Origin of the sequence: Marinobacter azerbaijanicus (assembly GCF_030250645.1) — a bacterium.
Taxonomy (GTDB): domain Bacteria; phylum Pseudomonadota; class Gammaproteobacteria; order Pseudomonadales; family Oleiphilaceae; genus Marinobacter; species Marinobacter azerbaijanicus.
Map to the genome: position 1 here is coordinate 345,514 of NZ_JASSVS010000003.1, position 13,606 is coordinate 359,119.

The window sequence follows — 13,606 nt, forward strand, 5'->3', positions numbered from 1 at the left end:
GATACCAATATGTTCCCGACAAGGCTCGCAACCGGTTTGCTGTCAGCCACCCTGGCTTTCAATGCTTTTGCTGCTGATTACAACTTCAAGTTTCAGTCGTCAGATCCTTCCGGTGTCAAAAACTTCGAGATTCAACAGGCCTGGGCCGACCGTGTGGAAGCAATGACCGGTGGCCGCGTCGAAATTGACCTGTTGCCCGTGGGCAGTGTGGTCAGTCATACCGAAACCCTCGGTGCCATGAAAATGGGCGTTCTGGACGGTCATATCTCGGTGACCGGCTATTTTTCCGGCAAGGACCCGGCATTCGGACTGATCGGCAATACGGTCGGTGCCTGGTCCAGTCCTGACCAGCTCATTGATTACATCAACCATGGCGGTGGCTATGAGTTGATGAATGAGCTGTATCAGCCGTACGGCGTCAAGTTTGTCGGCGGCGGTGGTACCGGCCTTGAATCCTTCGTGTCGAAGAAGCCACTTAATGGCGTGGAGGATCTCGAAGGGTTGAAAATGCGCGCGCCAGAGGGGCTGGTGCAGTCGGTATTTGCGGCAGCTGGCGCCTCACCAGTGAACCTGCCGGGTTCCGAGGTGTACACCGCTCTGAGCAAGGGCGTGATTGATGCGGCTGATTACACAGTCTTCTCCACCAATCACGAAGCAGGCCTCAACGACATCGCCGCCCACCCGGTCTATCCCGGGTTCCATTCCCTGCCGCTCATCGAGATTGCCATGGATCTCAAGGAATGGAAAAAGCTGCCGGAGGACATCCGGTCTATTATGACGGTCTCTGCCCGGGACTTCGCCCAGGACATCAGCACGCAGCTGGCAATGGCGGACAGGGAGGCGGTCAATGAAGCACGTGCCAATCCGGACATCACCATTCACGACTGGTCCGCAGAGGAGCGCCGTAAGTTCCGTGCTATCGCCCGCGATCAGTGGAAAGCCTACGCCGAACAGTCGCCCAATGCCGGGAAGGTGTACCAGTCGGTGACCGACTACCTTGAGTCTCAGGGCCTCCTTTAAGCAAGTAGCCGCTTCCCTCGATATCAGCCTCCGGGTACCTGTCCGGTAACCGGAGCGAGGAGTTCGTTATGTCTGTTGAAGAAAATAAGCCCGCTCAGGGCGCTGGCCCCGAGCGTGGGATTGTCCTGCCTGACAAGGACGACGACGTGGGCTTTACCTGGCTGGACAGGGCTATCGTCTGGCTGGGCAAGAAACTGAGCCTGGTATTTGCGTTGATCGTGCTGGTGTCATTCTACGAGATCATACGGCGCTACGTTTTCGATGCTCCGACACTCTGGGTGCACGAAACTGTCACCTTTGCAGGTGCCACCCTGTTCATTATTGGCGGGCTTTATGCACTGGCGACTGATCGGCACGTTCGCATCGTGCTGATTTACGATGCGGTTTCGCCCCGTGTCCAGCGTTGGCTGCGGGTGGTACACCACCTGTTGGGCCTCGCCTTTTCCGGCATGCTGCTGTTTGCCAGTTGGTCGATGACGAAGGCCGCAGTTCTGGCCCCCTGGGGTGACATTCGCCTGGAAACCTCCGGCTCAGCCTGGAATCCGCCGTTCCCCGCACTGCTCAAGGTGATCATCCTGGTTGCAGTGGCCACCATGACGCTCCAGTTTGTGTTGCACCTGATCCGCGATCTTCGTGGCAAGGGAGATAAATAATGTTTGAGCTTGCCTCCATGGGCATCGGCTACGGCAGCCTGTTGATGCTGGTCATGCTGATTGTCCTGCTGCTGACCGGTATGCAGCTGGCGTTTGCCACCGGCCTGGTTGCCCTTGTTTTCGCGCTGGGCTGGTTCGGTCCGGATGCCTTGCCCATTGTCAGCAGTCGCCTTTACAGCTTTATCGGCAACTATGTGTTCCTGGCCGTGCCCATGTTCGTTTTGATGGCGTCGCTGCTGGATCATTCCGGTATCGCCAAAGACCTGTTCGACGCCATGGCCCGCCTGGGGCGCAAACTCCGTGGTGGCGTAGCCGTCCAGACTCTGGTCGTAGCTGTCATCCTGGCCTCCATGTCCGGTGTCATTGGTGGCGAAACAGTGTTGCTGGGTATCCTGGCACTGCCGCAGATGCTGCGCCTGGGGTACGACCGTAAACTGGCCATAGGCACCACCTGTGCCGGCGGCGCACTTGGCACCATGCTGCCGCCCAGTATCGTGCTGATTATTTACGGGTTGACCGCCAACGTCTCCATTGGTGACCTGTTCAAGGGTGCCTTCCTGCCTGCGCTGATACTGGCGCTGCTCTATATGGGGTATGTGTTGATCCGGGTCTGGCTGAACCCGAAGATGGCACCGCTACCTTCAGATCAGGACGCGCCCGAAACGCCGATGCCGAACTTCTTCAAGGCGCTGCTGTTTCCCCTGTTGTCGGTGGTTGTGGTGCTGGGCAGTATCTATGGTGGCGTGGCGTCGGTAACGGAAGCCTCCGCCCTGGGTGTGATGGGGATTGCCATCAGTACCTGGATTCGCGGTGAGCTGTCCCTTGCCATGGTACGTAAGGCGACCATCAGCACACTGCGGGTGTGCGGTATGATCATCTGGATCGGTATCGGTGCAACGGCGCTGGTCGGCGTCTACAACCTTATGGGCGGTATCGATTTCGTCCGTGACATGGTCTTCGCTGTCAGTGGTGGCCATGGCCTGACCACGATCCTGTTCATGATGTTGATACTGCTGATCCTGGGCATGTTCCTGGACTGGGTTGGGGTTGCCCTGCTGACCATGCCGATCTTCGTACCGATCGTGACGGAGCTGGGCTACAGTCCGATCTGGTTCGGGGTGGTGTTCTGTATGAACATGCAGGTGTCTTTCCTTTCGCCGCCTTTTGGCCCTGCCGCTTTCTATCTCAAGACCGTGACGCCAAAAGACATTTCCCTGGGCGAGATTTTCCGTGCCCTGTTGCCGTTTATCGCCCTCCAGGTGGTTGCTCTGGGTCTGCTGATCGCCTTCCCTCAGTTGGCACTATGGTGGCAGTGACATGAGTGACGTAAAAAATGTGCGTGAGACGGCGGAAACAAGGGTGCCCAAAGTAGTTGTAATGGGTGTGTCCGGGTGCGGCAAGAGCCTCACCGGAACCCTGCTGGCCAGAAAACTGGGGGTTCCGTTCTACGATGCGGACGATTATCACAGTCGCGCCAACGTTGAAAAAATGGCGGCCGGTATTCCGCTGACCGATGCGGACCGCCTTGGCTGGCTGGATGACCTGGCGAAGCTGATGCGAAGGGAAGAGGGCGGGCTGGTTCTGGCCTGTTCGGCCCTTAAACGTGCCTACCGCGAGCGCTTGCGGAATGGCAACCCACAAGCTTGCTTTGTCTATCTCAAGGGGGATTTTGAAACCATTTGGACGCGGCATTCCAGGCGCACGGACCATTACTTCAATGGCCGTGCGATGCTGGAAAGTCAGTTTCAGCTATTGGAAGAGCCGGGCGCGGATGAAAATGCCGTTGTCGTCGATGTATCCGGCTCGCCGGAACAGGTGATTGGCCACTGCCTGGCGCGGCTCGGGTATGATAGGCACCTTTGACCATTTTGGGAGCAGTAGATGGTAAAGAATAAACGCCCTACATTGCAGGATATTGCCGACCGGGTGGGCGCCACCAAGATGACGGTCAGTCGTTGTCTGCGCGGTGCGGACAATGTCTCCAAGTCCATGCGGGAGCGAATCTTTGCCGAGGCGGAAGTGCTGGGGTACATCCCCAACCGCGCGCCGGACCTGCTTTCCAGGTCTACCAGCCATGCCATCGGTGTCCTGCTTCCGTCACTGACCAACCAGGTGTTTGCGGATGTTATCAAGGGCGTGGAATCGGTCACCGAGCCTGCCGGTTATCACCTGATGCTGTCCCACTACGGGTACAGCCCCGAGATTGAGGAACGCAGCCTGTCTTCCCTGTTGTCATACAACGTGGACGGTGTGATTCTCTCTGAAAGCCAGCACACCGAGCGTACGCTGCGGATGCTGCAGACCGCCGGGGTGCCTACGGTGGAAATCATGGACACGCATTCGACGCCGTTCGAGCAGGCTGTCGGGTTCGACAACGTCAGCGCCGCCCGGGATATGGTGCGGGAAATGATCCGGCTCGGGCGAAGGCGAGTGGTCTATCTGGCGGTGCGGCTGGATGCCCGTACCCTTCAGCGACAGGAAGGGTACAGTCAGGCTATGGAAGAGGAGGGACTAACACCGGTAACCCTGCGCAGCGAACAGCGGTCGTCTTTCAGTGTCGGCGCCACCCTGATGGCGAGAATACTGGAGGAGAACCCCGAAACCGACGGTATCTTCTGCACCAACGACGACGTTGCCATCGGTGCGTTTTTCGAGTGCCAGCGCCGGGGTATTCCCGTGCCGGAGCGGATCGCGATCGCCGGCTTTCATGGCCATGACGTTGGCCGTGTCATGGTGCCGCCACTGGCAAGCGTGATCACTCCACGGGAAGCGGTGGGCCAGAGAGCCGCCGAAGAGTTGCTTGCTCGCCTGGGTGGTGCCGGGATCACCCAGCAGCGTATCGACCTGGGTTACCGGATAGAGCGTGGAGGCACGCTTTAGCCGTCAGTTTCCAGCCAGGCAGTCAGCGCCTCACGACACTCCTCAACCCCCCGCTTTGACGTTGCCGAGAACATGACCAGATGTTCCAGGCATTGAAACGCTTCAAGCTTTTTGGCGATGCCCATCATCGCCGTCTTGGCCTGGCCGAATTTCAGTTTGTCAGCCTTGGTGGCAAGAATCATCAGAGGAAGCTTGTTATGTTCACACCATTCCACCATCATTTGGTCGAAATCCGTCAACGGGTGGCGTATGTCCATGACCAGAACCAGCCCGCGCAGACAGCGTCGGTCATTCAGGTAGTGCCCAAGGTGTTTCTGCCAGTCGTCTTTCATGTCCCTTGATACCTTGGCGTAGCCATACCCGGGCAAGTCCACCAGGCGACAGTTTTCCCGGTTGAGGGAAAAGAAGTTGATCAGACGGGTGCGCCCCGGGGTTTTACTGGTACGCGCCAACTTGCCATTGGTGGTGATGCAATTAATGGCGCTGGACTTGCCCGCGTTGGAACGCCCTGCAAAGGCCACTTCCGCGCCGTGGTCCGGAGGGCATTCCTCCAGGCGGGAGGCGCTGGTCAGAAATCGGGCACTGTTGAAAGAGATGCTTTTTTGAGTCAGATCAGGTGACACGGGTGTTGGTATTCCTATTGGATTTCAGTTATCAGGGATTAATGTATAATGCTACACCAATTCCGGGCAGCACGCTGAACGTTGCTGCTCATCAGCCCCGGTTTGTGCCTTTCGGGCCCGTGCCTGCCGGCTGCATAACGAAGAAAACTTTTGGATGAGAGAAGCGGAGCGAGCATGAAAAAACTGATCGCAGGAGTTGTTCTCGGTGTTGGCCTCACAGCGATGGCTCACGGGGCAGGAGATCCTGAAGCAGGCGAAGCAAATGCAGCAGTGTGTGCAGGCTGTCATGGCGAGGGTGGAGCAAAGCCGGTGATGGCTGTTTACCCCAAGCTTTCCGGTATCGGGGAAAAATATCTGTACCAGCAGTTGGTTCTGATCAAGGACAAGGATCGCGAAATTGCAGAGATGACTGGCCTGCTGGATAACATGTCCGATCAGGATCTTCGCGATCTTGCAGCCTATTTCAATGAGCAGGACATCACGGTTGCTCAGGCTGATCCGGACCTGGTTGATGAAGGGCAGGCACTTTACCGGGGCGGCAACATGGCCTCTGGTGTTCCCGCCTGTGCCGGCTGCCACAATCCACGGGGCATCGGTAACGAGCCTGCAGGCTATCCCAGGCTCAGCGGCCAGACTGCCGATTACGTTGCGAAGCAGCTCAAGGCCTACCGTGATGGCGAGCGTGCAGCTGGCCAGAACGCCTCTATAATGATGGACGTTGCCGCCAAGCTGACCGATGCCGAGATCGAAGCGGTGGCAAGCTACGTTTCAGGTCTTAACTGACCGGTTACAGCGCCTTCAAAAACCCCGCTTTTGCGGGGTTTTTTGTTGGTTGCTGCTCTTTAATCCCAGTCTGGTGGAACTTTTCAGGTCTGGTGAGTCATAATCCTTCCAAATCGTCCAACTTGATAACCGGAGATAATGAATGATCGGAATAATCCGGAACGCCGCATTATCCATTCTGGCCATGTCTTTCATGGTCCAGGCCAGCGCTGCCACCTGGGAAGAGGGCAAGCACTACCAGGTGCTGGATACCCCGGTGAGGACAGCGAGTGAAAGTGGTGTAGAGGTCGCTGAAGTGTTCTGGTACGGCTGCCCCCATTGCTATACATTCAAGCCCCTGATCGAAAACTGGGTTGAAAACGCCCCGGAATATGTTAATTACGTAAATATACCTGCCGCCCTGGGCAGTTCCTGGGAGCCACATGCCAAGGCATTCTATGCCTTGCAGGCAATGGGCGAGCTGGACAAGGTTCACGATGCGCTGTTTGAGGCATTGGCTGGCGAGCGCCGCCCGTTGAATTCGGGTGAGGCTCTGGCCGACTTCGTGGAAGATCATGGCGTGGACGGTGAGGAATTCCTCAATAATTACAATAGCTTCGGTGTAAATGCCAAAATGCAGCAGGCACAGGCCAAAATCCGCGGCGCGCGCGTGACCGGCACACCGACTATGATTGTTAATGGTAAGTATCGGGTCACGGCCTCAATGGCTGGCGGACATGAAGCGGTACTGGAAGTGGTTGATTACCTGGTCGAGCAGGAGCGTGCCGGTCAGGGTGAGTAATTTCTGGCCCCGGTCAGCGAACGCTGACCGGGGTCGCCCTCAGCCAGAGCTGCCATCATAATGTATAACCGTATTCGCAAGCAGCTACATGGAATTCTGAAGCCAGCGAATGGCCCCCGCGGGACCAGTTCTGGTGACGATCATGTCCCGGAATTTGAAGCCCATCGCCATATCCGGCTGCTGACGTTCAATATTCAGGTCGGCATCAACACGTCCTCGTATCGCCACTACTTCACCCGCAGCTGGCAGCACTTTCTTCCCCATGGCAAACGGATCCAGAACCTGGATCGTATTGCCACATTGCTCAGCAACTACGATGTGATCGCGCTGCAGGAATGTGACGGGGGCAGCCTGCGAAGCGGTTACATAAACCAGGTGCAGTATCTGGCCGAGGCGTCAGGCATTCCATACTGGTACCAGCAGCTCAATCGCAACCTGGGACAGCTGGCGCAGCACAGTAACGGCCTGCTCAGCCGCTTTAAGCCACTGGATGTGACGGAACACCGCCTGCCGGGGCTGATTCCCGGCCGGGGGGCCATCGTTGCACGCTACGGCGTCAAGGAAGACCCTCTGGTTCTGGTGATGATGCATCTGTCCCTGAGCAAGGCGGCCCAACAGCGTCAACTGGCCTATATTCAGGAGTTGATTGCCGAGTATCAGCATGTGGTCCTGATGGGGGATCTCAACAATCACGCCGAAGAGTTGCTCAGCAATACGCCGCTGAAACACTCGAATCTGGTACCGCTGCCGGATACGGCTCACAGTTTTCCAAGCTGGCGACCGGAGCGGGCACTGGATCATATCCTGGTGAGCCCGAGCCTGGAGATACGGCGGTCGGAGGTGGTCAGCTACCCGGTGTCGGATCACCTGCCCATTGCCATGGACATCAAGTTGCCCCAGGGTTACCTGGAAACATTCTAGCAACGCCGGTTATCGGGGCAGCGGGCACAAAAAAACCCGGCCGTGGCCGGGTTTTTCAGGTGGCGAGGATCTTACTTGATCTTCGCTTCCTTGTACGCAACGTGCTTGCGGACAACCGGATCGTACTTTTTGATCTCGATTTTTTCCGGCGTGTTACGCTTGTTCTTGTTGGTCGTGTAGAAATGACCAGTACCTGCTGATGAAACCAGCTTGATTTTCTCGCGCATGATGCGGCTCCTTAAAATTTCTCGCCGCGGGCACGAAGATCGGCCAGCACAGCGTCAATGCCTTTTTTGTCGATAACACGCATACCCTTGGTGGATACGCGCAGCTTTACGAAGCGCTTCTCTGATTCAACCCAGAAGCGATGGTTCTGCAGGTTGGGCAGAAAACGACGACGTGAGTGGTTCATCGCGTGAGAAACGTTGTTACCGGTGACCGGTCGCTTACCGGTAACCTGACAGACTCTGGACATACTTGCCTCCGACCTGAGCTTTGGTCCTGAAAATGCGTATTTGATTCGTTTAATTGCGTCTCTGGTCGCTACCTGCGCCTTGAAATTGCACGCTGCCCGCCAGACGCCGCCAGTAAAGGGACGCTTTTATACCAGAACTGCCGCCCCAACGCAAAAAATTGTTGGGAATTCGACCAGTTTCCAGGTGAAATCCGAAAGGGCCTACATCAGACCTCTTTCAGCAAGGGATATTACCTCACCATGGCCGACAACCATATGGTCAAGAACCCTGATGTCCACCAGTCCCAGCGCCTCTTTCAGTCTTCTGGTAAGGGAGATGTCGGACTGACTCGGTTCCGCGACGCCCGAAGGATGATTGTGGGCAAAAATAACGGCTGCCGCGTTGAACTCCAGGGCCTGTCTGACGACCTCCCGTGGGTAGACCGCGGCACCATCAATTGTTCCTCGAAACAACTCCTGATAGCGAATGACCCTATGACGGTTATCGAGAAACAGACCGGAGAACACTTCATGGGGGTAGGTGCCAAGCCGGCTGCGCAGAAAAAGGCGCGTGTCCTCGGGTGAGCGAAGTGGATCACCCTGTCGCAGTGGCTCATCCATCACCCGTCGGGCCATTTCCATGGCGGCCTGCACCTGAGCGTATTTTGCGGTTCCCAGGCCCTTTACGTCGCAGAATTGCCGCCTGGAGGCGGTCATCAGGCCACGCAGGCCGCCAAAGGTTTCAGTCAGGTGGCGGGCGAGCGCCATAACAGGCATGCCCGGCGTGCCGGTTCGCAGAAAAATCGCCAGCAGTTCGGCATCGGAGAGGCTCCCCGCGCCATGGGCCAGCAGCCGCTCCCGTGGTCGTTCATCGTTGGGCCAGTTGGTATCGGGCATGATTGAGTCCTTTCAGTCGGTGGGATGCGCTTCCTGCGCTTGCGCCGCTGATATTGCTGGCGGCCGGTTCAGATTGATGAAATTCTACCATGTGTGACAGGCTGCCGGCAGCGGTCTGGCGTGCTATCTTATAAGCCTTTCATTTCATGATGGATACGGAGCCGCTATGGCTGCTAAACGAATCCTGCTGGGCGTGACTGGCGGTATTGCCGCCTATAAAAGTGCAGAGCTTGTCCGACTGCTGAAGAAATCAGGCCATGAAGTCCGGGTGGTGATGACCCGGGGCGCGGAGGCCTTTGTAACGCCGTTAACATTCCAGGCACTCAGTGGCGAGCCGGTCAGAACCTCATTGCTGGATCCGGAAGCCGAGTCCGGTATGGGTCATATCGAGCTGGCGAAATGGGCGGACCAGGTGGTCATCGCGCCTGCCTCCGCAGATTTCATGGCCCGTCTGGCTCAGGGCATGGCGGACGATTTGCTGACCACCCTCTGCTGCGCCACGGAGGCGCCTATTGCAGTGGCTCCGGCCATGAACCAGGCGATGTGGAGTAACGGGCGGACGCAGCGCAACGTCGACTTGCTGAAGGCGGATCCCCAGGTCAGCCTCTGGGGGCCGGACCAGGGCGCGCAGGCGTGCGGAGATCTGGGGCCGGGCAGAATGCTTGAGCCAGCGGCGCTCCATGATCTGATTGCCGGAAAAGCCTCGGGTCCGCTTGCCGGCAGGCGGGTGGTTATCACGGCTGGCCCGACCAGGGAGCCCATCGATCCGGTTCGATACATCAGCAACCACAGTTCCGGCAAAATGGGCTACGCCCTTGCTGCTGCTGCCCGGGCTGCAGGCGCGGAGGTGGTTCTGGTCAGCGGCCCGGTGTCTATCGATGCGCCTGTTGGCGTGGAAGTTCGGGGCGTAATGACTGCACAGGATATGCTGGAAGAGACCGAAAGGGCGGTCAACGAAGGATGTGACCTGTTTGTTGCTACAGCTGCGGTGGCCGACTATCGTCCCGATACCTGTGCTGGTGACAAGATCAAGAAGTCGAACAAAAGTATGAGCCTGTCACTGGTGCGCAACCCCGACACCCTCGCTACCATAGCAGCCCGCGATGATGCGCCTTTTACGGTCGGGTTTGCTGCGGAAACCCGTGATATTGAGCACTACGCCCTCGACAAACTGACACGGAAAAAGCTCAATATGATTGTCGCCAACGATGTGTCGGCACCCGGACTTGGTTTTAACAGTGACAATAACGCCGTTACCGTTTTCTGGCCTGAGGGACATGAGTCCATTGGTCCGGGCTCCAAGACCGTGCTTGCGCAACGGCTGATCGCTCTGATCGCAGACCAACTTACTGAAAAGGCTGGCCCTTCCGGCGCTTGCTGACAAGGAACATCAATGACCCGCAAGACATTTCAGGTTCGCATTCTGGATGACCGGATTGGCGATACCGTACCCTTTCCTCACTACGCAACCGAAGGCTCCGCCGGTCTTGATCTGCGTGCCTGTCTCGATAGGCCGTTGACCCTGAAGCCCGGCCAGACCGAGCTGATCAGAACCGGTCTCTCAATCCACATAGCCGACCCGTCGCTGGCGGCAATGATTCTTCCCCGCAGCGGCCTCGGGCACAAGCACGGCATTGTATTGGGCAACCTGGTGGGGCTGATTGACTCTGATTACCAGGGCGAGCTGATGGTGTCCTGCTGGAATCGCGGGCAATCTGAATTTACCGTTGACGTTGGAGAACGCATCGCCCAGTTGATACTTGTGCCAGTGGTACAGGCGGACTTTGAGGTGGTGTCATCCTTCGATGCCAGTTTACGCGGAGACGGTGGGTTCGGCTCAACGGGCAGCCGCTGAGGCCACGGGCGCAGAAAAGCGTTCAGGGTCTATACTTCCCTGATAAGTGAAGAATCCGGGCGAAAAAACACCAGCAGGATGGACTATGAAGCTTGGCAAAAAGAAGAACTCTGACGAGGCTGCATCTGACAGGAATCCAGGCGGGAAGCAGGCAAAAAAACAGAGCAAAGACAGGAAGACGGCTGGCGGCCCGCGCCATAAGCGGCTGAGTTCCGTTGCCATAGGCCAGGCTCTGGTCGTTGTTCTGGCGGGAGTCGTCACTGCTGCCCTGCTTTATTTTCTGTTCGCTGCACCTTCGGAGGCTCGTCGTTACGAGATGCAGGCCGCCCTGGAGGCTGACGCTGCTGCGGTGAGGGTTAACCAGCGGCTAGCGTTGTTGCAGTCTGCCGTGGAGGGTGTCGCAAGCCAGGATCACGTGCTGTCTGCTCTGCAGGGAGAGGGTTCCCGGCAAGATGCAGTCGCTGATCTTGCCGGTACGTTACCGGGAATCGAGGCCGTGTACCTGTTCCCCTATGGTGATATTCCGCGCAGCGCCAGCGAGCCAACCCTGGGCTTTGCCGGTCTTGAATTGGCGCGGCGGGCCGAAACCGGTCAGAGACTCTACCCGGACGCCTTTCCACGGGATGGGCAATGGTACCTGCAACTGGCTGCGCCAGTGCGTAATCCCCAGAGTCGCGCCGTCGCCGGCAGTATGCTGGTGGTTTTCAGTACGGCACAGCTGCAGCCGCTGATGTCCGGGGTCAACGAAGAGCTGGGAGGGCAGTTCTCCCTGGTCCAGTCTGTTGACGGCTCGACCCGCACGATTGTCAGCCGGGGAAGCGGCAACGGCCAGGTCCAGACGCGTGATCTTGCCAATCCGGACTGGGAACTCCAGTACCGGCCTTCGTCACCCCCGGCTCCGTTATTCAACAGCACCCTGGTAATAATTCTTGCCCTGGTGCCGGCGGTGGTTGCGGCGATCGTTGTCTGGCTGCTTCTGGGAAGCGCACAGAGAGGGTTGAGGCAGGATGTGACAGTTCTGATCCAGTGGGCCCACAAGGTGTTCGGGGGTGAGCGGATCAAACCTCCCGTCCTGAAATGGGACATGGTGGCGTCAACGGCTGAAGTGTTGCACCGTCTTGCCCAGATGGTGGAAAAGCGGGTGGCCAAGGCCGGTGAATCTGCGCGCCCCAAGGCGGGATCCGGAGGCCAGGCTGCACAGCCTGCCGCCGACGAGCCCCTGTTCCAGGACAAGGATATGCTGGACATTGATATGCTGGATGGTGATGACGATGTGCTGGGCTTTGGTGGTTCTGGCGGTCCGGAGGACACACCCGACGTGGAAGAGGTGCGCCTGCCGGACGCTGAGGTTTCGGATACCATATTCCGTGCCTATGATATCCGCGGCATTGTGGGAGAAACCCTGACCCCCGATATTGTCACCGTGATCGGCCGGGCGGTTGGCAGCGAGGCCATAGCACGCGGTGTGAACAGTCTGTGTATCGGCTACGATGGCCGCCATTCCAGCCCTGAACTGGCGGATGCCCTGGCGACGGGTGTGATGGCCACCGGGTGCAATGTGATTCATGTGGGCGCGGTGCCAACGCCTGTGCTCTATTTTGCAACCCATGAGCTGGGTACCGGTTCCGGAGTCATGGTTACTGGCAGTCACAATCCTGCCAACTACAACGGTCTGAAGATCATGCTGGGGGGAGAAACCCTTTCCGGTGACGCCATCCAGAAACTGTTGCAACGTATCCGTACCGGTGATTTTTCCAGTGGCCATGGCGTCCAGTCTTCAGAAGACGTTCGCCGTGCCTACCTGGACCGCATTGTTGGTGATATTGCGGTAGCGGCACCACTGAAAGTGGTGGTGGATGCGGGCAACGGTATCGCCGGTGAGCTGGCGCCACTGCTGATTGAAGAGCTGGGTTGTGAGGTCATACCGCTTTACTGCGAGGTGGATGGCAATTTCCCCAATCATCACCCGGATCCCGGCAAGCCGGAGAATCTGGCAGACCTGATCGAACGGGTGAAAACCGAGGGGGCCGACATCGGCCTGGCTTTCGACGGTGATGGCGACCGCCTGGGCCTGGTGACCAATACCGGCAAGATTATCTGGCCAGACCGTCTGCTGATGCTCTTTGCCCGGGATGTCGTATCCCGAAATCCGGGTGCCGATGTCATATACGATGTGAAGTGCAGCCGCCGTCTGGCAGGGGTGATCTCCGAGGCCGGTGGCCGACCGATCATGTGGAAATCCGGCCATTCCCTGATGAAGGCAAAGATGAAAGAAACCGGGGCGCTTCTGGCCGGCGAAATGAGCGGTCACATCTTCTTTGGTGAGCGCTGGTTCGGCTTCGATGACGGTCTGTATTCCGCTGCACGGCTGCTGGAAATTCTGGGCATCGAGGACCGCCACTGCGATGAAGTCTTTGAGGACTTTCCCGAGGACATCAGCACGCCTGAACTGAACGTTGAGGTGTCGGAAGACACCAAGTTCGGGCTGGTGGAGCGCCTAGGGAAAGAGGGTGATTTTGGTGACGCCAATATCAGCACCATAGATGGCATACGCGTAGAATATGCCGATGGCTGGGGGCTTTGTCGTGCGTCCAATACCACACCAGCGCTGGTGCTTCGCTTTGAGGCGGAAACGGAGGAGGCGCTGGAGCGCATCAAGACCGTATTCCGTGAGCAGCTGCAGAAAACGGCACCGGATCTTGTCGCCGATTTCTGACGGCTCTGAAAAAACGCAAGAAC

General features: G+C 57.8%; 15 protein-coding genes. 11 read left to right on the top strand and 4 right to left on the bottom strand.

Going from position 1 to position 13,606, the window contains the following annotated elements:
- The first annotated feature begins 9 nt into the window (after window positions 1-9).
- The 5 genes from QPM17_RS07985 (at window position 10) to gntR (ending at window position 4,553) form a co-directional block, all read left to right on the top strand.
- A complete protein-coding gene (locus QPM17_RS07985; protein ID WP_285390125.1) occupies window positions 10-1,020 on the top strand; it encodes a TRAP transporter substrate-binding protein in 1,011 nt (336 codons plus the stop codon).
- Window positions 1,021-1,088: 68 nt separating this feature from the next.
- Window positions 1,089-1,673, top strand: coding sequence for a TRAP transporter small permease subunit (locus tag QPM17_RS07990; RefSeq protein WP_285390126.1), 585 nt, complete (start codon window positions 1,089-1,091; stop codon window positions 1,671-1,673).
- Window positions 1,673-2,989: a TRAP transporter large permease gene (locus tag QPM17_RS07995; RefSeq protein ID WP_285390127.1), complete on the top strand. Its 1,317-nt coding sequence runs from the start codon at window positions 1,673-1,675 to the stop codon at window positions 2,987-2,989. The genes QPM17_RS07990 and QPM17_RS07995 overlap by 1 nt, the downstream gene beginning before the upstream one ends.
- 1 nt (window position 2,990) lies before the next feature.
- Window positions 2,991-3,536, top strand: coding sequence for a gluconokinase (locus tag QPM17_RS08000; RefSeq protein WP_285390128.1), 546 nt, complete (start codon window positions 2,991-2,993; stop codon window positions 3,534-3,536).
- Between the two features lie 18 nt (window positions 3,537-3,554).
- A complete protein-coding gene (gene gntR, locus QPM17_RS08005) occupies window positions 3,555-4,553 on the top strand; it encodes a gluconate operon transcriptional repressor GntR (protein WP_285390129.1) in 999 nt (332 codons plus the stop codon).
- Here gntR and yihA read toward each other — a convergent pair.
- Entirely contained in the window at window positions 4,550-5,176 is a 627-nt protein-coding gene (gene yihA / locus QPM17_RS08010; RefSeq protein WP_285390130.1) for a ribosome biogenesis GTP-binding protein YihA/YsxC, read from the bottom strand. The genes gntR and yihA overlap by 4 nt on opposite strands.
- A 174-nt stretch (window positions 5,177-5,350) precedes the next feature.
- Between yihA and QPM17_RS08015 the strand changes: the two genes are divergently transcribed.
- The 3 genes from QPM17_RS08015 (at window position 5,351) to QPM17_RS08025 (ending at window position 7,661) form a co-directional block, all read left to right on the top strand.
- On the top strand, window positions 5,351-5,959 hold the full coding sequence (locus QPM17_RS08015; RefSeq protein WP_285390131.1) for a c-type cytochrome: 609 nt from the start codon (window positions 5,351-5,353) through the stop codon (window positions 5,957-5,959).
- Window positions 5,960-6,101: 142 nt separating this feature from the next.
- Entirely contained in the window at window positions 6,102-6,740 is a 639-nt protein-coding gene (locus tag QPM17_RS08020; protein ID WP_285390132.1) for a thiol:disulfide interchange protein DsbA/DsbL, read from the top strand.
- Between the two features lie 60 nt (window positions 6,741-6,800).
- A complete protein-coding gene (locus tag QPM17_RS08025; RefSeq protein ID WP_285390133.1) occupies window positions 6,801-7,661 on the top strand; it encodes an endonuclease/exonuclease/phosphatase family protein in 861 nt (286 codons plus the stop codon).
- A 71-nt stretch (window positions 7,662-7,732) separates the two neighbouring features.
- On the opposite strand, the gene rpmG is transcribed toward QPM17_RS08025, so the two are convergent.
- The 3 genes from rpmG to radC all read right to left on the bottom strand — a co-directional run bounded on the left by rpmG (window position 7,733) and on the right by radC (window position 9,012).
- Entirely contained in the window at window positions 7,733-7,888 is a 156-nt protein-coding gene (rpmG, locus tag QPM17_RS08030) for a 50S ribosomal protein L33 (RefSeq protein WP_007153739.1), read from the bottom strand.
- Window positions 7,889-7,899: 11 nt separating this feature from the next.
- The gene (gene rpmB, locus QPM17_RS08035) at window positions 7,900-8,136 is read right to left on the bottom strand and encodes a 50S ribosomal protein L28 (protein ID WP_027829915.1); all 237 of its coding nucleotides are present in this window, start codon (window positions 8,134-8,136) and stop codon (window positions 7,900-7,902) included.
- A gap of 201 nt (window positions 8,137-8,337) precedes the next feature.
- The gene (radC, locus tag QPM17_RS08040) at window positions 8,338-9,012 is read right to left on the bottom strand and encodes a RadC family protein (protein WP_285390134.1); all 675 of its coding nucleotides are present in this window, start codon (window positions 9,010-9,012) and stop codon (window positions 8,338-8,340) included.
- A 166-nt stretch (window positions 9,013-9,178) separates the two neighbouring features.
- On the opposite strand from radC, the gene coaBC reads away from it, so the two are divergent.
- The 3 genes from coaBC (at window position 9,179) to QPM17_RS08055 (ending at window position 13,583) form a co-directional block, all read left to right on the top strand.
- Entirely contained in the window at window positions 9,179-10,393 is a 1,215-nt protein-coding gene (gene coaBC / locus QPM17_RS08045) for a bifunctional phosphopantothenoylcysteine decarboxylase/phosphopantothenate--cysteine ligase CoaBC (RefSeq protein WP_285390135.1), read from the top strand.
- A gap of 12 nt (window positions 10,394-10,405) precedes the next feature.
- Window positions 10,406-10,867, top strand: coding sequence for a dUTP diphosphatase (dut, locus tag QPM17_RS08050; RefSeq protein WP_285390136.1), 462 nt, complete (start codon window positions 10,406-10,408; stop codon window positions 10,865-10,867).
- Between the two features lie 85 nt (window positions 10,868-10,952).
- Entirely contained in the window at window positions 10,953-13,583 is a 2,631-nt protein-coding gene (locus QPM17_RS08055) for a phosphomannomutase/phosphoglucomutase (protein WP_285390137.1), read from the top strand.
- Window positions 13,584-13,606 lie beyond the last annotated feature (23 nt).